The following is an 18,993-nucleotide window of genomic DNA, read 5'->3' on the forward strand; positions in this document are numbered from 1 at the left end:
TCCCCGTCCCAACAGTGCTCCGCACTGCTCGCTCACCCTACCTACTTGGCAGCTATCGGAGCAAGTGGTAAGAATCGGACGCTGAGGGGGTAGGGGTACGCGGTATCGACCGCGGGTTTCTCGCTTTCTTACTTGGTTTGCAAGCCGGATTCGAAGCGCCGCATCCTGCGCATCTTCAAGGGCCGCTCGCGCGCCGTGCGCGCCGCCCGCGCACGCAACCTGCGACTGCTCAAGCGCTGCCGCTTCCAACACATACAAGCGGCGGTTGATGCCGCCGGCAACGGCACGCGCATCCTCGTGCTTCCCGGCGTCTACCGGGAGGAGCCGAGCCGTCACGAGCCCGAACCCGACCCGAAGTGCGGCGACGCCTACGAGGAGTACCCGAGCCCGGCCTTCGACGCCAAGCCCGGTGAGCGTGTCCGCGTCCCAACCTACGAGTACCAACTCCGCTGCCCCAACGCCCAAAACCTGATCGCAATCATCGGCGACGGCCCCGACCCCGATCGCCGCTGCGACCACAAGTGCAACATCCAGATCGAAGGCACCGGTCGGCGGCCGCAAGACGTTGTGATCTCCGGTGACCGCTCGCGCCTCAACGGCATCCGCGCCGACCGCGCCGACGGCATCGTGTTGACCAACTTCCTGATCGAGTTCTCCGACTTCAACAACATCTACGTCCTCGAAACCAACGGCTTCCGCATCGAACGCGTCGTCTCCCGATGGAGCCGCGAGTACGGGTTCCTGTCGTTCACCTCCGACAACGGCCTCTACAGACAAGTCGAGGCGTACGGCAACGGCGACTCCGGTATCTACCCGGGCTCCGGCCCCGAGGGGCACTGCGCGCGCTACGGCATCGAGATCGACCGCGCTGACTCCCACGACAACACCATCGGTTGGTCGGGCACGGCCGGCAACGGCATCTACACCCACGACTCCAAGTTCCACCACAACGCCGCCGGCATCACCACCGATTCGTTCGCCGCCGGACACCCCGGTATGCCGCAGGACTGCTCCAAGTGGGAGCGCAACCAGATCTACTCCAACAACCAGAACTTCTTCAGCGACGACCGCGACGCCTACTGCAAGCGGCCGCCGGCGGAACGCGACCCAAAGGTCGTTTGCCCGGCCTTCCAGGTACCGGTGGGAACGGGCGTGCTGGTCGCGGGGGGCAACAGCAACCTCTTCCACGACAATTGGGTGTGGGACAACTGGCGGGCGGGGTTCATGCAGTTCTGGGTGCCGGCGCCGATCCGTGGGCGCGACCCGACCGGGCAGTCCGCCAACGACCCAACCAACCCCTACGACACCTCCCACGAAAACCGTTACCTCTTCAACCACGTGGGGGTGCGTCCCGACGGCACTCGTGACCCCAACGGCGTCGACTTCTGGTGGGACGAGGAGGGTCGCGGCAACTGTTGGGGCGGCAACAGCGGTGCCGAAGGGGCGCCGCCGACCTCCGACCCGGCGCGCCTGCCGAGCTGCGACCTCCCGCCCGTGCCGTTCAGCCCCGGCAACGCGCTCAAGCAGGCGCGGCTCGTGCCGTGCTCGACCTGGGATCCGCGCGACAACACCGACCCGCCCGGTTGCGACTGGTTCACGCTGCCGCCCGAGCCGCGGTGAGCGCCGCTCGCCCACACTGCCCGAGCGGCCTGAGAGTGCGCGTATGCGTAGCGCTCGTCGCCACGAGCGTGACCGCCACGAGCGTCGCCGCGGGCTGTGGCGGCAGCCAATCGGCGGCCCGCGGGTCCGGGCGGCTCGAGTGGGTGCGCGCGCCGAGGGTCGTAGAGCTCACGGCGGGGCGCGCAGGGCGCGACTTCATCGCCTTCGGCGAGGTCCGCAACGCCTCGCTCAGACCGCTCGACCTAAACGCGCGGGCACTTGAGGTGCGCGCGCCGGGCGGCCGGGCGCTGCCCACCGCGGTCGCCTTCCAGCGCACCTTCGCGCGCCGGGTGTTTCCCCTCAACCGCCGCCCGGCAGCCCGCGCAGCGCGCGCACCCTCGACTACGGCTCCGGCACCCTGCCCTTGCGCTGACGTTCATGGCGTGCCGCGCGTTCGGCGGTTAGGCTCAAGGCGATGCCTACCTCGTTAGTGACCGGCGGTGCCGGCTTCCTCGGGTCGCACCTCTGCGACTACCTGATCGCGCGTGGGCATCGCGTGATTTGCGTGGACAACCTCGAGACCGGCTCGCTGGAAAACATCCGCCACCTGCGCGACGGCGACAACTTCCGCTTCCTGATGGTCGACATAACCTCGCACTACGAGGTCGACGAACCGATCGACTTCGTCTACCACATGGCCTCGCCGGCCAGTCCGATCGACTATCAGCGCTTGCCGCTGCACACCCTCAAGGTCGGTGCCTACGGCACCCACAACACGCTTGGGTTGGCCAAGAAGCACCGCGCGCGCTTCCTGCTGGCCTCCACTAGCGAGGTCTACGGCGACCCGCTCGTCCACCCGCAGCCCGAGAGCTACTGGGGAAACGTCAACCCGATCGGCCCGCGCGGCGTCTACGACGAGGCCAAGCGTTACGCCGAGGCGCTGACAATGGCCTATCGCCGCCAACAGGGCGTCGACACCTGCATTGCCCGCATCTTCAACACCTACGGCCCGCGCATGCGGCCCAACGACGGGCGCGCGATCCCCACCTTCCTGCGCCAAGCGCTCACCGACAAGCCGCTAACGGTGTTCGGTGACGGCTCGCAGACCCGCTCCTTCTGTTACGTCGACGACATGATGCGGGGGCTGGTGGCGCTCGCCGAGTCCGACGTCCACGAGCCGGTGAACCTCGGCAACCCCGACGAAATGTCCCTGCTCGACCTGGCGCGCACGATCATCGAGCTGACCGGCTCACGCTCGGAGATCGTCTTCGAGGCGCTCCCCGAAGACGACCCCCAGGTGCGCCAGCCTGACATCACACGCGCCCGCCAACTGCTCGGCTGGGAGCCGGAAATCGAGCTGCGGGAAGGGTTGCAGCGGACGATCGACCACTACACCCGTATCCTTGGCGAGCCGGCGGCACGCTGAAGCGAGGCGCCGAACCGAACGCACCCGTGCAAAAGCCGGCGGCGAAGCTAGGGAGGTGACAACCAGTGCCGAGTCGCGCTGAGGTCAAGAACCTCGAGGTGATCTCGAAGGCGATCGACCAGCACAACGCCAACTGCGAGTGGCCCGCGGTCGCGATCGAGATGAATCCCTTCGAGGTCGAGCGCCTCGGCTGGGACGAAATTCGCGGCCTCCCGATCCGCCCCAACCCGAACATGGGTACCGGCACCTTCCGCATCGTTTGCGCGCGCGAAGAGGGCGAACCCGGTGAGGTCGTGGAGGCGGTTGCCGAGCAGACCGTGCCGGTCGCCGTCCCGGTCGGGCCCCAAAACAGCTGTTGCTAGATTCGAAGCGCGGTCGCCGCTGACGCGGCCGCTCGTGGTGGGCGTAGCTCAGCTGGTAGAGCTCCGGGTTGTGGTCCCGGCGGTCGCGGGTTCGAATCCCGTCGCTCACCCCTAACGTTGCGCGCCCTTAAGCGCCGCTGTGGCACTTCCCAGCGTCCGCTGCGGGCGAAGCGGTTGTTGGCCGTGGGGGACCGTCCGAGCGGTGGATATCGTCCGAGCGGTGGCGAGCGTGCTTTCCAGGGGTGCGCAAAACGCGAGGCGCTCAGCGATCGCGGCGGCGTTGCCGGTGCGCGCGATCCGCGACGAGCTCGCGCGCCGCGCGGACGCGCTGGTCGCCGAGCTTGATGGCCGGCGAGCCGAGGGGGATTGGTGACCTTTCCAATCGCGGCGGCGAGCGACGCCGCCAACGAGCTCGGCACTTTGTTCATCGTGCTTTTCGCCGCGAAACTCGGCGACGAGCTGTTTCGGCGGCTGCGCCAACCGGCGATCGTCGGCGAGATCCTCGCCGGGGTGGTGGTCGGGCCGTCGCTGCTCGGCATCGTCGAACCGAGCCGAGCGCTCGACCTTTTCGCCGAGCTCGGTGTCGTCTTTCTGCTGTTCTGGGTTGGGATTGAGACGAAGCTTTCCGAACTGCGGGCAGTCGGTCGGGCGGCGACGCTGGTGGGGGTGCTGGGCGTCGCGGTGCCGCTGCTCGGTGGGTTCGCGCTTGGCGAGGCGCTCGGTGAGTCATTTGCCACCGCCGTGTTCCTGGCCGCGGCGCTGGTCGCCACCAGCGTGGGTATCACGTCAGCAGTGCTGGTGGAGCTCGGCGCCTTGGCGCGCCCGGGCGGGCGCACGATCCTGGGCGCCGCCGTGCTCGACGACATCCTCGCGCTTTTGATCCTCGCCGTCGCCGTCGGTCTCGTCGCCGAGGGCGACTTCGACGCCACTGGCCTGGTCGTCACCGTCGTGCTGTCGCTCGCCTTCGTGGCCTTCTTCGCGCTCGGCGGCACGCGCATCGCACGGCGCTGGCCGCAGCTGCTCGAGGCACCGCGCTTCGCCGAGTCGCCGCTGTTGCCGGCCGTGCTGCTGTGCCTCGGGCTCGCCGCGTTCGCTGCCCAGATCGGGCTGGCGGCGATCGTTGGGGCCTTCCTGGCCGGGCTGATCATTGCCGAGACCAAGGAGAAGACGCCGATTGAGGGCGAGGTCGCGCCGCTCTACGCGTTCCTCGCACCGTTCTTTTTCGTCTCGATCGGGGTCGCCGTCGAACTCGATCGTCTCGCCAGCCTTGAAACGCTCGGCCTGGTGGTGCTCGTAACGCTGGTCGCCGTCGCCACCAAGTTCGCTGGCGCCTGGCTCGGGGCGCGCTCGCTCGGCAGCAAGGAAGCGACGATCGTCGGCGTGGGCATGGTGCCGCGTGGTGAGGTCGGCATCGTCGTCGCCTCGATCGGCCTCACCGAGCGCGTGATCGACCAGCAGCTGTTCGGCGTAATCGTCGCGATGTCGGTGCTGACGACGCTGATCGTGCCGCCGCTACTGCGCGCGCTCTTGCGCGGCGACCGGCACCACCTCGAGCCCGTCGGCGCCGGCGGCTAACGCCAAACGGCCGGCGACGAGGTCGCGTAGCTCATCGCCCACTAGCTCGCGTCGCCAACCCGTCGCGAGGCGCCCACCGGGCTCCTCGCCGCGGCGCACCGCGGCCACGAACGCCTGCAGCTCCGACTGGGTGGCGACCAGCTCGACGGCGATGCCGGCCTCGCGTGCCCGCTGCCGCACGAGCGCCTGGGCGAGCGAGGCGATCGGCTGCTCGGCGGGGTCGCGCTGTGGGGGCGGCGGAGGCAGTGGCGGAGCCTCGCGGTTGCGGCTGCGCTCGATCACCTCAAGCAGCTCTTGGGCGTTGCGGCCGGCGACGTGTCCGTCGAGGCCGCGCACCGTCGCGAGCTCCGCGCGGCTACGCGGGCGTCGCCGCGCCAGCTCCACCAACACGTGGTCGGCGAGCACCGAGCCGGCCGGGCGGTCGAGGAGGGCGGCCTTCTGCTCCCGCCACTCGACGAGACCGAGCGCCACTGCCCGCTGTTCGCCCGATAAGCGCCCAAGCCGCGGCAGGCGGCGCAGCACCTGCAGGGGTTCGCGCTCGTCGCTCGCCGACTCCAGTGCGCGCGACTCCTCGCGAGCCCACTCCAGGCGACCGAGCTCGCGGAGCCGCCGCTCGAGCTCGGCGCCGAGGTCGAGCAAGAGGCGCGCGTCGTCGCGCGCGTAGCGGAGCTGCGCCTCGGTCAACGGTCGGCGATCCCAGCGCGTGAAACCCTCGCCGCCCTCAAGCTTTACTCCCAGCACCTTCTGCACTAGCGACTGGTAGCCCTCCTGAGCACCGAAGCCGAGGAACCCCGCCGCCACCTGAGTGTCGAAGACGTTGCGCACCTCGCAGCGCCACTCGCGGCGCAGCAGCGCGATGTCCTGGCGGCCCGCGTGCACGATCACTTCGACGCGCGGATCCGCCAGCACGCGCGCCAGCGGCCCCGGGTCGAAGTGCGGGTCAAGCGGATCGAGCACCTCGCAACGCACGCCGCCGGGCGCGTCCGCTGCCGGCACCGCCACCTGCACCAAACAGAGCAACGTGCGGTACCGCCGCTCCGAAACGAACTCGGTGTCGAGCGCTATGCGCCCGCCTCGCTCGGCCGCGGTTGCGAGTTCACTGGTCACGGCGCGAGCGTAACCATCGCTCGTAACCATCGCTCGCGTCACTCGACCGTGCGCTCGCCGAGCGGTGCGCAGAGCTCGTAGACCGCCGCGAAGTCGAGATCGCCGAGACCTCGTTCGAGCGCCCGCTCGTAGAGCGCGCGCACTGTTTCGGCAAGCTCTCCGCGCAGGGCTACGAGGTCGCGCGCCTCGCCGACCAGGCGCGCGTCCTTGGTGGCGAGGGCCAGCGAAAACGAGGGCGGGTACTGGCGCGCGAGCATCGCGGGCCCTTTGATACCCGCGTACGGGGAGCCCGTCGGCGAGCGCGCAAGGAGTTCCACCAGCAGCTGCGCGTCGAGGTCGAGCGCGCGGGCCAGCGCGATCGTCTCGGCGAGATTGGCAACGAGTCCCAACAGCCAACCGTTGACGGCGACCTTCATGCGGCTCCCCGCTCCAGCCTCGCCGAGCCACAGAACCTCGCGCGCGAGCGGACGCAGCAGCTCCCTCACCGGCCCTTCAGCTGTGCGCGGTCCGCTCGCCAGCGCCACCAGCTCGCCCCGCTCCGCCGGCTCACGTGTGCCCAGCACCGGGCAGTCGCAGTAGACGACGTCGTGGCGCTCCGCGAGCTCGCGCAGGCGCTCGCAGTCGCGCACCCCGACCGTGCTCATCTGCAGCCACAGAGCGCCGTGCGGGGCGCTCGCGAGCGCGCCGGCGGCACACACCTCCGCGACCGCGCGGCCATCGCTCAGCAGCGTGATCAGCGCGTCAGCGCCTTCAGCGGCCGCGGCCGCCGACGCGCAGACCTCGACGCCGTGCCCCGCTAGCGGCTGGGCGCGGGCCGGCGTGCGGTTCCAGGCGCGCACGCTGAAGCCCGCCTCAGCGAGGCGCCGCGCGACCGGCGCGCCGAGCGTGCCGGTGCCGAGGACGGCGACCGTGCGTGGTGGGCTTTGGGCCCGCTGTTGCCGCCCCTGCTGGCGGGGCTCCGCGTGGGGAGCGCGGGCCTCGTGCGTAGGCGCGGCCGCGGCGCCGTTGCCCGTTAGCGCCCTACCTGCACGCTCGTCACTGGCGCTGCGGCGCGCCCGCCGCCAAGCGGCGTAGGCGCGCACGGCGTAGGCCAGGTCGCGAGCGGCGGCCCAGCCACGTCCGACCGCACTGGTCACCAACCACCCGCCGATCCGATCGCCGATACCGACGCGCACGCGCGGCACGGTATCGTGCCCCGCTCGGATGGGCGAGGCATTGAACATCAAAGCGCGCGAACAACTCGAAGGCTCTCGTGTGCGGCTCGAAGTGGAGGTCGCGCCGAGCGAGGTCGAGCGCGCGCTCGAGGCGGCGGCCCGCGAACTCGGCCGCGACCTGCGGGTCCCGGGCTTCCGGCGCGGCAAGGTGCCGCCGCAAGTCGTTCTTCAACAACTCGGTCGCGCTGCAGTGCTCGAAGAGGCGCTACGCCGCTCGCTGCCTGAGTGGTACGAACGAGCGATCGCCGAGGCGCGCATCGTCACAGTCGGCTCGCCCGATATCGAGCTCGGCGAGCTGCCGAAGCGACGCGGAGACGCGCTCACCTTCGAGATCACGGTGGCGGAGCGTCCCAAGGCGGAGCTAGGCGAGTACGAGGGCATCGAGGTCGGGCGCGGCGAGCCGGAGGTCTCCGACGACGAGGTAGCGAACGAGCTCGCGCGCTTGCGCGAGGCGAACGCGCGCCTGGAAACGGTCGCGCGGGAAGCCCGCAAGGGCGACTTCCTGGTTGTCGACTTCGACGGCGAGGTCGCGGGCAAACCCGTTACCGGGGCGCAGGCGCGCGGCTACGTGATCGAGCTGGGCGGTGGACGCCTGATCGACGGCTTCGAGGAGCAGCTCGTGGGGGCACGGCCCGGCGAGGAGCGCGAAGTGCGGGTCACGCTGCCCGACGACTTCCCGGACGCCGAGCAAGCGGGCAAGGAAGCGACTTTCCGGGTACAGGTGCGGGAGGTCAAGGAGCGGCGCCTGCCGGAACTAGACGACGAGTTCGCTTCCCAACTCGGCTACGACTCGCTGGACGAGCTGCGCGAGGAGATCAGAAAGCGTCTGCGCGAGATCGCCGAGCGGCGCATCGAGGAGGAGTACCGGCAGGCGGTGGTCGACGCCGTCGCCGAGCGCGCGCGCGTCGAGCTGCCGCAGGAGATCGTTCACGCCAAGGCGCACGAGATGTGGGAGCGCAGTGCCCGGCGCCTGCGCATGCAGGGGATCGACCCCGCTCGCTACCTCGAGCTCTCCGGCAAAACCGAGGAGGAAGTGGTCGGCGAGGGGGAGGAGCAGGCGGCGCGCGCGCTGCGTCGCGAGAGCGTGCTCGCGGCGGTGGTCGAGAAGGAGGGCATCACGCCGAGCGAGGAGGAGGTCGAGGCCGCCCTGCGCGCGACGGTGCGAGCGGCGCGCGGTCGCGAGCCCAGCGAAGCGGAGCTACGCAAGGAGCGGCGACGGCTGGAGTCGCGCGGTCTGGTCGATGCGCTGCGCGAGGACCTTGCGATGCGCAAAGCCGTCGACTTGCTGGTGGAGAAGAGCAAGCCGATCCCGCTCGCCCGAGCCGAGGCGCGGGAGAAACTCTGGACGCCGGAGAAGGGCAAACCCGAGGCGCCCCCCTCGGGCGCCGGCAACCAGAGCTGAGGCCCCGGAACCGGCGCTCTCAGCAGAGTTCCGGGCGCTCCGCGATCCACTGCTAGACTCGCCGCCACCCGGCGGCTGCACCCCCCGGTCGCAGCTCACGGGGCCGGCGGTGACGGCCGGTTTTGAAGGATCAACCGAGTCGACGCGCAATAGAGCGAGAGCTATGACACCGCTGGTCCCGATGGTCGTAGAGCAGACGTCGCGCGGGGAGCGTGCGTTCGACATCTACTCGCGCTTGCTCAACGAGCGCATCGTGTTCCTCGGCACGCCGGTCACCGACGAGATCGCGAACCTCGTCGTCGCGCAGCTTTTGCACCTCGAGTCCGAAGACCCGGACAAGGACATCTCGCTGTACATCAACTCTCCGGGCGGTTCGGTGTACGCAGGGCTCGCGATCTACGACACGATGCAGCTGATCAAGCCCGACGTGCAGACGATCTGTGTCGGTATCGCAATGTCGATGGGGGCACTGCTGTTGGCCGGCGGCGCGCCTGGCAAGCGGATGGCGCTGCCGAACGCGAAGATCCTGATCCATCAGGTGTCGTCGGCGTTCCAGGGGCAGGCCACGGACATCGAGATCCACGCCAAGGAAATCATCGAGGTGCGGCGCAAGCTCGACGAGATCCTCGCCAAGCACACCGGCCAGCCGATCGAGAAGGTCTCCCGCGACACCGAGCGTGACTACTTCATGACCGCCGAGGAGGCGAAGGAGTACAACCTGATCGACCGGGTGATAACTCACCACTAGGCTTGTTCCGTAGCCGCAACCTCCGTGAGGGAGGAGGGGATGGCGCGACCGACCGACTCCAACGAACAACTGCTGTGCAGCTTCTGCGGGAAGTCGCAGCGGCAGGTGAAGAAGCTGATTGCCGGGCCCGGTGTTTACATCTGCGACGAGTGCATCGATCTCTGCAACGAGATCATCGATGAGGAGCTGAGCGGCCCAGCCACGCTGGAGCTCGACAGCCTCCCGAAGCCGAAAGAGATCTACGACGTCCTGCAGGAGTACGTCGTCGGCCAGGAGGCCGCCAAGCGCACGCTGTCGGTGGCCGTCTACAACCACTACAAGCGCGTGCACATGCTGCAAGAGGGCAGCGCCGACGACCTCGAGCTGCAGAAGTCCAACATCCTGCTGCTCGGACCCACCGGTTGCGGCAAGACGCTGCTCGCGCAGACGCTCGCGAAGATCCTCAACGTGCCCTTCGCGATCGCCGACGCCACCGCTCTGACGGAGGCCGGCTACGTCGGCGAGGACGTCGAGAACATCCTCCTCAAGCTGATTCAGGCGGCCGACTTCGACGTCAAGAAGGCGGAGACCGGAATCGTCTACATCGACGAGGTCGACAAGATCGCGCGCAAGGCCGACAACCCCTCGATCACCCGCGACGTTTCGGGCGAGGGGGTGCAGCAGGCGCTGCTCAAGATCCTCGAGGGCACGGTTGCATCGGTGCCGCCGCAAGGGGGCCGCAAGCACCCGCACCAGGAGTTCTTGACGATCGACACCACCAACATCCTCTTCATCTGTGGCGGTGCCTTCCAAGGGCTCGACAAGGTGATCGAGCGGCGCATCGGCCACAAGGGCATCGGCTTCGGCGCCAACGTGCGCTCGCGCAAAAAGGTCGACACCGGCGAGCTCTTCGAACAGGTCCTGCCGGAGGACCTCGTCGAGTACGGGTTGATTCCGGAGTTCGTCGGCCGCTTGCCGGTGATCTCGGTGATCCACCAGCTCACCCGCGACGACCTCGTGCGCATCCTCACCGAGCCGCGCAACGCGCTGGTGCGTCAGTTCCAGCGCTTCTTCGAGTTCGACGGCATCGAGCTGGTGTTCGCCGAGGATTCGCTCGAGGCGATCGCCGACAAGGCGCTCGAGCGCGAAACCGGCGCTCGCGGTCTGCGCTCGATCCTCGAGGAGATCCTGCTCGACGTGCAGTTCGAGCTGCCGTCACGGCCCGACGTCAAGAAGTGCGTGGTGACGCGCGAGACGGTCGAGAAAGGTCTCAAGCCGACGCTCGTTACCGAGGCCGCGCCGCCACGCCAAGCGCGACCCGCGCAACGTCGTCGGGCGGCTGGCTCGGCCTAACCGCGGGCGCTCGCGGTGCCTTTACTCGACCGGTTGGGACGACTTCTGCGCTTCGATCCCGTGGGTCGTCCGCTGCGCGTGTGGGTGCGCAGCAGGCCGGGCGAGGAAGACGCCGAGGTCGTCGCCGGCCAGATTCTGCGGCTTGCCGGTGACGAGGCCCTGCTCGCGCTCGAACGGGGCGTCGCGCTCGGCGGTCGCTGCGTGCAGCAAGCCTGGGTGCGCCCGGTCGAGCGACGCTACGGCTTCGGCGCGCTGTGGTTCTCGTTCATCTGCGTCGAGGCAAGCGCCGAGCGCGACGCGCCGGCGGCAGCGCGCTGGTGGTTGCGGCTCGGCGCTCCGACCGGCGAGGGGCTTAGGATCGCGGCGTGCGACAGGTAGCCGACGGCGTGTGGCAGCTCGGGGGTTTCCCGCCGAACGCGATCAACATCTTCCTAGTCGACGACGTGTTGGTCGACGCCGCTACCCGGCACGCGCGGCGCCGGATCGTCCGGCAGCTCGGCGGGCACCGGCTGTCGGCGCACGTGCTCACGCACGCCCACCCCGACCACCAAGGATCGAGTCACTTCGTGTGCGAGCACTTCGGCGTGCCGTTCTGGGTGGGCGAGGGTGACCACGACGCCGCCGAACGGCCGCAGTTGATCCTCGAGCGCCAACCCGACCACCCCTTAAACCGCATGAGCTACCGCCACTGGGCAGGGCCCGGACACCCGGTGGACCGCGTGTTGCGGGAGGGCGACGAAGTCGCCGGCTTCCGCGTTCTCCACCTCCCCGGCCACTCGGCTGGGCACATCGCGCTGTGGCGAGAAGACGACCGGGTGCTGATCCTCGGCGACGTCGTCAACAACCTCGACACGCTGACCGGGATCCCCGGTCTCCACGAACCGAAGGCGTTTTTTACGCCGGATCCGGCGGAAAACCGTCGCTCGGCGCGGCGACTCGGCGAGCTCGAGCCGCGCCTCGTGCTCTTCGGGCACGGCGCGCCGCTGCGCGATACCGCGAAGTTCGTCGCCTTCTGCCGCTCGCTCGCCTGAGCCGCGGTGCAAGACTTCGCCGCGTGAGCGACGCAACCGTCAGCGAGCAAGACCGGTTGGCGCTCCTGCGGGAGCGCACCCGCTGGGAGCCGCAGCATGGCGAGCAGCGCGCGTTCGCGCGCTGGGAAAAAGCGGGCATCTTCCACCCGCCCGCGGAGGGCTCGCCAAGCGAGAACTTCTCGATTGCCGTGCCGCCGCCGAACGTGACCGGCACGCTGCACATGGGGCACGCCCTGAACGCTTCGATTCAAGACGTTCTCGTCCGCCGCGCACGGATGCGCGGTCTGCGCACGAAGTGGATCTACGGCACCGACCACGCCGGTATCGCAACCCAGGTGAAGGTCGAGGAGGCGTTGCGCGAGGAGGGGTTGACGCGCCAAGAGCTGGGGCGCGAGCGCTTCCTGGAGCGCGTGTGGCAGTGGCGGGAACGCTACGGAGGTCTGATTACCCAGCAGTTCAAGCGGCTCGGCGCCTCGCTCGACTACGAAGACGAGCGCTTCACCATGGACCCGCGCTACGCGCGCGCGGTGCTCGAGGTGTTCGTGCGGCTCTACGAGAAGGGCCTGATCTACCGCGACCGCTACATCGTCAACTGGGACCCCGGCACCCGCTCGGCGATCTCCGACCTCGAGGTAGTCCAGAAGCGCGTCCAGGACACCCTCTACCTGATCGACTACCCGCTGGAGTCTGGATCCGGCGCGATCACGGTGGCGACCGTCCGGCCGGAGACGATGCTCGCAGACGTCGCGGTCGCCGTGAACCCCAACGACGACCGCTACAAGCGCCTGATCGGGGAGACCGCGATCCTGCCGCTGGTCGGCCGCCGCTTGCCGATCATCGGTGACGAACGCGTCGATCCGGAGTTCGGTACCGGCGCGCTCAAGATCACACCGGGGCACGATCCTCTCGACTTCGAGATCGGACGCGACCACGGGCTCGAGCCGATCGTCGTGATCGACGAGGAGGGGCGCCTAACCGAAGCTGCTGGTGAGCGCTTCGCTGGGCTCGACGTGGACCGCGCCCGCGAGGCGGTCGTCCAGGCGCTGCGCGAAGAAGGTCGCATCGCCGGCGCACAGCCTTACGAGCACGACGTGCCCCACTCGCACCGCTCCGGCCGGCGCATCGAGCCGCTCGTGTCGCTGCAGTGGTTCTGCAACGTCGAACCGCTCGCCAAGCCGGCGATGGAGGTCGTCCGCGACGGTACCGTGCGCTTCCACCCCGAGAAGTGGGCGCGCGTCTACTTGGACTGGCTCGAGAACATCCGGCCCTGGTGCATCTCGCGGCAGCTTTGGTGGGGTCACCGGATCCCGGCCTGGTACTGCGACGAGTGCGAAGAGACCTGGGTAGCGCTCGAGCCGCCGGAGCGCTGCGGCGCTTGCGACGGCGAGCTGCGCCAGGACCCGGACGTCCTCGACACCTGGTTCAGCTCCGCGCTGTGGCCGTTCGCTGCGCTCGGTTGGCCCGAGAACACGCCCGAGTTGCGCGCCTTCTACCCGACCGATGTCCTCTCGACCGCGCGGGACATCATCTTCCTGTGGGTTGCCCGCATGGTGATGTTCGGTCTCGAGTTCACCGGCACCGTGCCGTTCACCGACGTCGTGATCCACTCGGTGATCCAGTCGCCGGAGGGCAAGCGCATGTCGAAGTCGCTCGGCACCGGCATCGACCCGCTCGACGAGATCGCTCAGCACGGTGCCGATGCCCTGCGCTTCGGGCTGCTTGCGATGTCGTCGCAGCAAGACGTCCGCTACTCGCCGCAGCGCGTCCGTCAGGGCGGCGAGTTGGCGAACAAGCTGTGGAACGCCGCGCGCCTGATTCTGCTCGGGGCTGATCCGGAGGCGGTCCCCGACCCCTCGACCGCCAGCACCCTCGAAGACCGCTGGATCCTCTCGCGCGTCGAGCGTACCGTCGCCGAGGTCGACGCCCTGATCGACTCCTACCAGTTCGCGCGCGCCGCGCTCGCGCTCTACGACTTCTTCTGGGCGGAGTTCTGCGACTGGTACTTGGAGCTCGCGAAGCCGCGCCTCTACGGCGAGGCCGAGGAACGCCGGCAGGTGTCCGGCGTGCTGTTGTACGTGCTCGACCGGGTGCTGCGACTGCTCCATCCGCTGATGCCCCACGTCACCGAGGAGCTGTGGGCGCTAATGCCCGACGCGGTGCGCGCCGAGCAGCCGCTGCTGGCAGTGGCACGCTGGCCGCAGGCCGAGCAGCGCCGTTTGGACGACGACGCCGAGGCCGCGATGCGACGCGTGATCGAGACCGTCGTGGAGCTGCGGCGCTTCCGCGAGGAGGTCGGCGCGCGACCGGGTACGCCGGTGCGGGCGCTGCTCGCGGCGGACGGCTTCGACGAGCTGCGCGAGCGCATGGCGCGTCTCGCGCGGTTCGAGTTCGTCGACGCGGCTACCGAAGACGAGGTCGTCTTCGAGCTGCCGATCGAAGGCGGGCTGGTGCGGGTGCTACGTGGCGACGCCTTCGACCCGGATGAGGCGCGCGAACGGCTGCGGAAGCGCTTGGCGCGGCTCGACGCCGAGATCGAACGCCTGCGCGGCAAGCTCGCGAACCAACGCTTCGTCGAGCGGGCGCCGCGCGAGGTGGTGGCAGGCGAACAGCGCAAGCTCGCCGAAGCAGAGCGCAGTCGCGCGCGCCTCGGCGCTTGGGCCGCGGCCTGAGCGCTCGCCACGCCGATGGCCATGGCTGGCGCGCCCACTTACCGAGAGGCCGAGCGCTGGCTGCTCGGCCGCGAGCTGTTCGGCATGCGCTTCGGTCTCGACCGCATGCGCAAGTTGCTGACCGCGCTCGGCAGTCCCCAGCGCACCTTCCGCACGATCCACGTCGTCGGCACCAACGGCAAGTCCTCGACCACCCGCTTCGCGGCGGCTCTGCTGGCGGGCGAAGGACTGCGCGTCGGCGCCTACACGTCGCCGCACCTCGTGACGTACCGAGAACGCGTCGAGATCGGCGGCGTGCCGATCTCCGAGGTCGCCTTTGCGCGCGCCGTGGCGGAAGTGCGGCGCGCGACGACGCTCGTCGAGCGGCGGCTGGAGCCCGGCGACCTGATCACCCAGTTCGAGGCGCTGACCGCCGCCGCGTTCCTGGCGTTCGCCGAGGCGGGCTGCGAAGTGGCGGTGGTGGAAGCCGGTCTCGGCGGTCGGTTCGATGCGACCAACGTCATCGACTCCGAAGTCCAGGTGCTGACCTCGGTGGGGCTCGAACACACCCGCTGGCTGGGGCCGACGGTGCGCGACATCGCCGGCGAGAAGCTCGACGTCGTGACCCCCGGCGGCACGCTCGTGGCCGGCCCACTGCCGACGGAGGCGCTGGAGGTGGCGGAACGCGTCTGCGCGCAGCGTGCCACACGGCTCCAGCGGGTCGCGCGGCCGCTCCCGCTCGAGTTAGCCGCCAAGGGCGCTTTCCAGCGCCTCAACTTCGCGCTCGCGCTGGCCGCGTGCCAGGCGTTCCTGGGCCGCGAGCTGCGGCCCGCGGCGATCCGGCGGGCCGCCGCGACAACGATGCCGGGTCGTCTCGAGGAGATCGCCGAGACGCCGCTGACCCTCGTCGATGCCGCCCACAATCCCGATGGTGTGGCGGCGCTCGCAAGCTCGCTACCAGCGGTGCTCGGCGGCCGGCGTCCACTGGTCGCGGTAGTTGCGATCCTCGAGGACAAGGACGCCGCCGAGATGCTGCGCAAGCTCGGCGGCGTGTGTGACGAGTTCGTCTTCACGCGCGCCGACAATCCACGCTCGCTGCCGCCCGGCACGCTCGACGCGCTGGCTGCCAAGGTCGCCCCTTCGCGCCCGCGCTCGATCGCGCCCGCTGCCGACGCAGCTCTGCGCTTGGCGCGCGCGCGTGCCGGCGAGCAGGGCGCGGTGCTGGCGACCGGTTCGATCTACCTCGTCGCCGACCTGCTGCGCCCAGCGGAAGCCGGTCGGTCGATACTTTGAGGCCGTGCCGGTGGCCCGGGAAAAGCTCGACTCGCGACGCTCCTCGCCGCGACACGGCCCCTCGGTGGTGCAGATGATGGGCCTCGTCGCCGCCGTCGTGGCGTCGGTGATCCTCGTTTTCTTCGCGATCGGTTACCTGCTCGGACGGCTTCTGCTGTGAGCACGCTGGCGCTCGACCGCGGTCGGGGAGCCCACGGACGTCGCGCTCCCTCCTCGCTTCCCGCCGACACCGCGCCTGCCCGCCGGGCCGACCGGTGGTACGCTCGGCGAGGAGGATGCGGGCGATCGCGTTGCTCGGTGTCGAAAACGACCCTTTGAACATGGTTCTCTGGTTGCTCGTGATCGCCCTCGTCGCCCTCTGGTTGGCGCTCGTGTGGTGGACCTACGCCGACGCCCGTCGCCGCATCGACGATCCCGTGCTGGTCGCATGTGCCGTCGGCGCCTCGCTGTTTCCGTTCATCGGGAGCGCCGTGTACGCGATCGTGCGGCCACCGGAGACGATCCTCGACCGGCGCGAGCGCGAGGTGGAGATCGCTGCCGCCGAGGCCCGGCTGCGTGCGCTCGCGCAGCTCCGTTGCCCCAACTGCGGACTCGACGTCGAGCGGGCCTTCCTGCGTTGCCCCCACTGTCTGGCGAAGCTGCGCGACCCTTGCCCCGCCTGTCGGCGGCCGCTCGACCCGCGTTGGCAAGTCTGCCCCTACTGCGAGGCCGAGCTCGCGCCGCCAGCGCAAGCCGTGCAGGGCGCTAGTCGCCGTCGCCAGCAGCGAACTCCCGCGGCGCGTACTCTGCGCAACGCTGACGCGCGCTCCGGTGGCAGCGTCGCCGATCGCCAGGCCGGTGCGCGTGTCGAAACGCCGCCGCAGGCACCCACTGCCTGACGCGCCGGCACAAGACTCCTCGCTCACTCCCTGACGGAAAGGAGAGCCAGTTGGAACGGACGCTGATCCTTGTCAAGCCCGACGCCTTCGCCCGCGGACTGACCGGCGAGATCATTGCTCGCTTCGAGCGCAAGGGACTGAAGATCGTCGCGATCAAGTCGATGCAGCTCGATCGCGAAACCGCCGAGCGGCACTACGCGGAGCACCGCGAGAAGCCGTTTTTCGGGGAGCTCGTTGACTTCATCACGAGCGGCCCGCTGGTGGCCTTGGTGCTCTCTGGGGAACGCGCGATCGAGGCCGCACGACAGGTGATCGGCGCGACCGATCCGCTCGCCGCCGCACCTGGGTCGATCCGCGGCGACTTCGCGCTCTCCGTTCAGAACAACTTGGTCCACGGCTCCGACTCCCCAGAATCGGCCGAGCGCGAGGTCGCGATCTTCTTCCCCGAGCTCGTCGGTAGCGCCGTCGCTTGAGCGAAGCTCCATCGCCGCGCCTGGTTCTGGCCTCGCGCTCGCCCCAGCGGCGCCGCATTCTGGAGCTCCTGGGGGTGCCGTTCGCGGTGCGGGTCGCCGAGGTCGACGAGCACGACCTCGGCGACCCGACCGAGGCCGCGCTCGCCAACGCCCGGCGCAAGGCGCGTGCGGTAGCCGGTCAGCTGGAGCACAGCGTCCGCCAGGGTGCCGACGGACACGCTGAGCGCGCTGGTCGACGGAGCAAGGGTGCGCAGTCTTTGAGCACGGACGCGCCGTCTTTGAGCGAGCTACCGATTCTCGCGAGCGACACCGTCGTCGCGCTCGACGGCCAGGTGCTCGGTGCACCGGCGCGGCCCGCTGAGGCCGCGCGCTTCCTGCGCGCCCTTTCGGGCCGTCGACACGAGGTAGTGAGCGCCGTCTGCCTGTTGGTGCCGGGCGCCTGCGAGCGGACCGCGGTGAGCGGCGCGCAGGTCCAGTTCCGCGCGCTCGACGAGGCGACGGTCGCCTGGTATGTCGCGAGCCGCGAGTGGCAGGGGCGGGCGGGCGGATACGCGATCCAGCTGCGCGGCATGGCGCTCGTCGAGCGGCTCGAGGGCGATCCGACAGCGGTGGTCGGCCTGCCGGTGCCGGCGCTTCTCGAGCTGTGGCCCGGGCTGCTGCACGGCGAACCGCCGCCGCCGGCGTGAGCGACGAGCGGTCGGGCGGCTGGCGCCTTGGGTGCGCTCCGGCTCGCTCGCTACACTGAGGCGCGCCGGCGTTCCGTGCGCGACCGCTCGCCGCGTACCGCGGCGCGGGTCAGCCGCAACTCCCGGGCGCGGTAGTCAGCCTCCGCCGATAGCGACATGGGTCTGTTCTCTTACCTGACCGGAATGGGCGGCCGCGACATGGCCGTCGACCTCGGTACCGCGAACACGCTGGTCTACGTTCGCGGACGGGGGATCGTGCTGTCGGAGCCGTCGGTGGTGGCGATCGACGTGCGCACCGGCGAGGTGCACGCGGTCGGCATCGAGGCCAAGCGCATGCTCGGCCGCACGCCCGGGACGATCCAGGCGATCCGCCCGCTCAAGGACGGCGTGATCGCGGACTTCGATGTGACCGAGCAGATGCTCCGTCACTTCATCCAGAAGGTCCACCAGAACCGCTGGGCGCACCCGCGCGTAGTGGTCTGTGTGCCTTCGGGAGTGACGGGGGTCGAGAAGCGCGCGGTCGAGGAAGCGTGCCTCTCCGCTGGCGCGCGGCAGGCCTACCTGATCGAGGAGCCGATGGCCGCGGCGATCGGCGCGGGCCTGCCGGTCGGCGAGCCGACCGGCAGCATGATCGTCGACATCGGCGGTGGCACCAGCGAGGTCGCGGTGATCTCGCTCGGCGGCATCGTCGTCTCGCAGTCGGTGCGTGTCGGCGGCGACGAGCTCGACGAAGCGATCATCAACTACGTCAAGCGCGAGTACAAACTGCTGATCGGCCAGCAGACGGCCGAGGAAGTGAAGCTCGAGATCGGCTCCGCCTATCCGCTCGAGGAAGAGGTGCAAGCGGAGATCCGCGGCCGCGATCTCGTATCCGGGCTGCCCAAGACGATCGTCATCACCAGCGAGGAAGTGCGGATGGCGCTGGAGGAGCCGCTGCAGATCATCATCGACGCGGTCAAGGAGACGCTCGATCGCACGCCGCCGGAGCTGGCCGCCGACATCATGGATCGCGGGATCATGCTCGCCGGCGGTGGCGCGCTGCTGCAGGGCCTCGATCAGCGCCTTCGCGACGAGACCCAGATGCCGGCCCATCTCGCCGAGTCGCCGCTCACCTGCGTCGCCGTCGGATCGGGCCGCAGCCTCGAGGAGTTCGAGGCCATCCACCGCTCGAACCGCAGCGCGCGGCGCAGGCGCCGACGCTGATGGGCGCGCCGTAGGG

Annotated in this window: 19 protein-coding genes and 1 tRNA gene; 18 read left to right on the plus strand and 2 right to left on the minus strand. The window is 69.7% G+C overall.

Going from position 1 to position 18,993, the window contains the following annotated elements:
* Positions 1-132 precede the first annotated feature (132 nt).
* The 6 genes from BLW41_RS06850 (at position 133) to BLW41_RS06875 (ending at position 4,962) form a co-directional block, all read left to right on the plus strand.
* Positions 133-1,620, plus strand: coding sequence for a right-handed parallel beta-helix repeat-containing protein (locus BLW41_RS06850; RefSeq protein ID WP_093117625.1), 1,488 nt, complete (start codon positions 133-135; stop codon positions 1,618-1,620).
* 454 nt (positions 1,621-2,074) lie between these two features.
* Positions 2,075-3,025 (plus strand): UDP-glucuronic acid decarboxylase family protein, encoded by a 951-nt coding sequence (locus BLW41_RS06860; protein ID WP_093117629.1) that lies wholly within the window; start codon positions 2,075-2,077, stop codon positions 3,023-3,025.
* A 65-nt stretch (positions 3,026-3,090) separates the two neighbouring features.
* Entirely contained in the window at positions 3,091-3,387 is a 297-nt protein-coding gene (locus BLW41_RS06865; protein WP_093117631.1) for a hypothetical protein, read from the plus strand.
* Positions 3,388-3,424: 37 nt separating this feature from the next.
* Positions 3,425-3,497 (plus strand) — tRNA-His (locus BLW41_RS06870).
* Positions 3,498-3,589: 92 nt separating this feature from the next.
* Positions 3,590-3,760: a hypothetical protein gene (locus tag BLW41_RS10935; RefSeq protein WP_177169400.1), complete on the plus strand. Its 171-nt coding sequence runs from the start codon at positions 3,590-3,592 to the stop codon at positions 3,758-3,760.
* Entirely contained in the window at positions 3,757-4,962 is a 1,206-nt protein-coding gene (locus BLW41_RS06875) for a cation:proton antiporter (protein ID WP_218138310.1), read from the plus strand. The genes BLW41_RS10935 and BLW41_RS06875 overlap by 4 nt, the downstream gene beginning before the upstream one ends.
* Here BLW41_RS06875 and BLW41_RS06880 read toward each other — a convergent pair.
* The gene (locus BLW41_RS06880) at positions 4,900-6,069 is read right to left on the minus strand and encodes a ribonuclease D (RefSeq protein WP_218138311.1); all 1,170 of its coding nucleotides are present in this window, start codon (positions 6,067-6,069) and stop codon (positions 4,900-4,902) included. The genes BLW41_RS06875 and BLW41_RS06880 overlap by 63 nt on opposite strands.
* Positions 6,070-6,107: 38 nt before the next feature.
* Positions 6,108-7,244 (minus strand): NAD(P)-dependent oxidoreductase, encoded by a 1,137-nt coding sequence (locus BLW41_RS06885; protein WP_218138312.1) that lies wholly within the window; start codon positions 7,242-7,244, stop codon positions 6,108-6,110.
* Between the two features lie 28 nt (positions 7,245-7,272).
* On the opposite strand from BLW41_RS06885, the gene tig reads away from it, so the two are divergent.
* The 12 genes from tig (at position 7,273) to BLW41_RS06940 (ending at position 18,977) form a co-directional block, all read left to right on the plus strand.
* Positions 7,273-8,685 (plus strand): trigger factor, encoded by a 1,413-nt coding sequence (gene tig / locus BLW41_RS06890; protein ID WP_093117634.1) that lies wholly within the window; start codon positions 7,273-7,275, stop codon positions 8,683-8,685.
* A 163-nt stretch (positions 8,686-8,848) separates the two neighbouring features.
* On the plus strand, positions 8,849-9,433 hold the full coding sequence (gene clpP / locus BLW41_RS06895) for an ATP-dependent Clp endopeptidase proteolytic subunit ClpP (RefSeq protein WP_093117636.1): 585 nt from the start codon (positions 8,849-8,851) through the stop codon (positions 9,431-9,433).
* A gap of 39 nt (positions 9,434-9,472) precedes the next feature.
* Positions 9,473-10,765, plus strand: coding sequence for an ATP-dependent Clp protease ATP-binding subunit ClpX (gene clpX / locus BLW41_RS06900; protein WP_093117640.1), 1,293 nt, complete (start codon positions 9,473-9,475; stop codon positions 10,763-10,765).
* A 33-nt stretch (positions 10,766-10,798) separates the two neighbouring features.
* Positions 10,799-11,143 carry a hypothetical protein gene (locus BLW41_RS06905; RefSeq protein ID WP_093117642.1) on the plus strand — a complete coding sequence of 115 codons (345 nt, stop codon included), beginning with the start codon at positions 10,799-10,801 and terminating at the stop codon, positions 11,141-11,143.
* Positions 11,131-11,796, plus strand: coding sequence for an MBL fold metallo-hydrolase (locus tag BLW41_RS06910; protein WP_093117644.1), 666 nt, complete (start codon positions 11,131-11,133; stop codon positions 11,794-11,796). The genes BLW41_RS06905 and BLW41_RS06910 overlap by 13 nt, the downstream gene beginning before the upstream one ends.
* A 23-nt stretch (positions 11,797-11,819) precedes the next feature.
* Positions 11,820-14,465 (plus strand): valine--tRNA ligase, encoded by a 2,646-nt coding sequence (locus BLW41_RS06915; protein WP_218138313.1) that lies wholly within the window; start codon positions 11,820-11,822, stop codon positions 14,463-14,465.
* Between the two features lie 15 nt (positions 14,466-14,480).
* Complete coding sequence (locus tag BLW41_RS06920; protein WP_093117646.1) at positions 14,481-15,737, plus strand: bifunctional folylpolyglutamate synthase/dihydrofolate synthase; 1,257 nt, start codon at positions 14,481-14,483, stop codon at positions 15,735-15,737.
* 4 nt (positions 15,738-15,741) lie between these two features.
* Positions 15,742-15,897 carry a hypothetical protein gene (locus BLW41_RS10940; protein ID WP_177169380.1) on the plus strand — a complete coding sequence of 52 codons (156 nt, stop codon included), beginning with the start codon at positions 15,742-15,744 and terminating at the stop codon, positions 15,895-15,897.
* A 115-nt stretch (positions 15,898-16,012) separates the two neighbouring features.
* Positions 16,013-16,615, plus strand: a complete 603-nt coding sequence (locus tag BLW41_RS06925; protein WP_093117648.1) for a zinc ribbon domain-containing protein — start codon at positions 16,013-16,015, stop codon at positions 16,613-16,615.
* Between the two features lie 50 nt (positions 16,616-16,665).
* Positions 16,666-17,088 (plus strand): nucleoside-diphosphate kinase, encoded by a 423-nt coding sequence (ndk, locus tag BLW41_RS06930; protein WP_093117650.1) that lies wholly within the window; start codon positions 16,666-16,668, stop codon positions 17,086-17,088.
* Entirely contained in the window at positions 17,085-17,774 is a 690-nt protein-coding gene (locus BLW41_RS06935; protein ID WP_093117652.1) for a Maf family protein, read from the plus strand. Before ndk ends, BLW41_RS06935 begins: the two co-directional genes overlap by 4 nt.
* Before the next feature lie 156 nt (positions 17,775-17,930).
* Positions 17,931-18,977, plus strand: a complete 1,047-nt coding sequence (locus BLW41_RS06940) for a rod shape-determining protein (RefSeq protein WP_143038649.1) — start codon at positions 17,931-17,933, stop codon at positions 18,975-18,977.
* Positions 18,978-18,993 lie beyond the last annotated feature (16 nt).

The sequence above is a fragment of the Thermoleophilum album genome, from assembly GCF_900108055.1.
GTDB classification, from domain to species: domain Bacteria; phylum Actinomycetota; class Thermoleophilia; order Solirubrobacterales; family Thermoleophilaceae; genus Thermoleophilum; species Thermoleophilum album.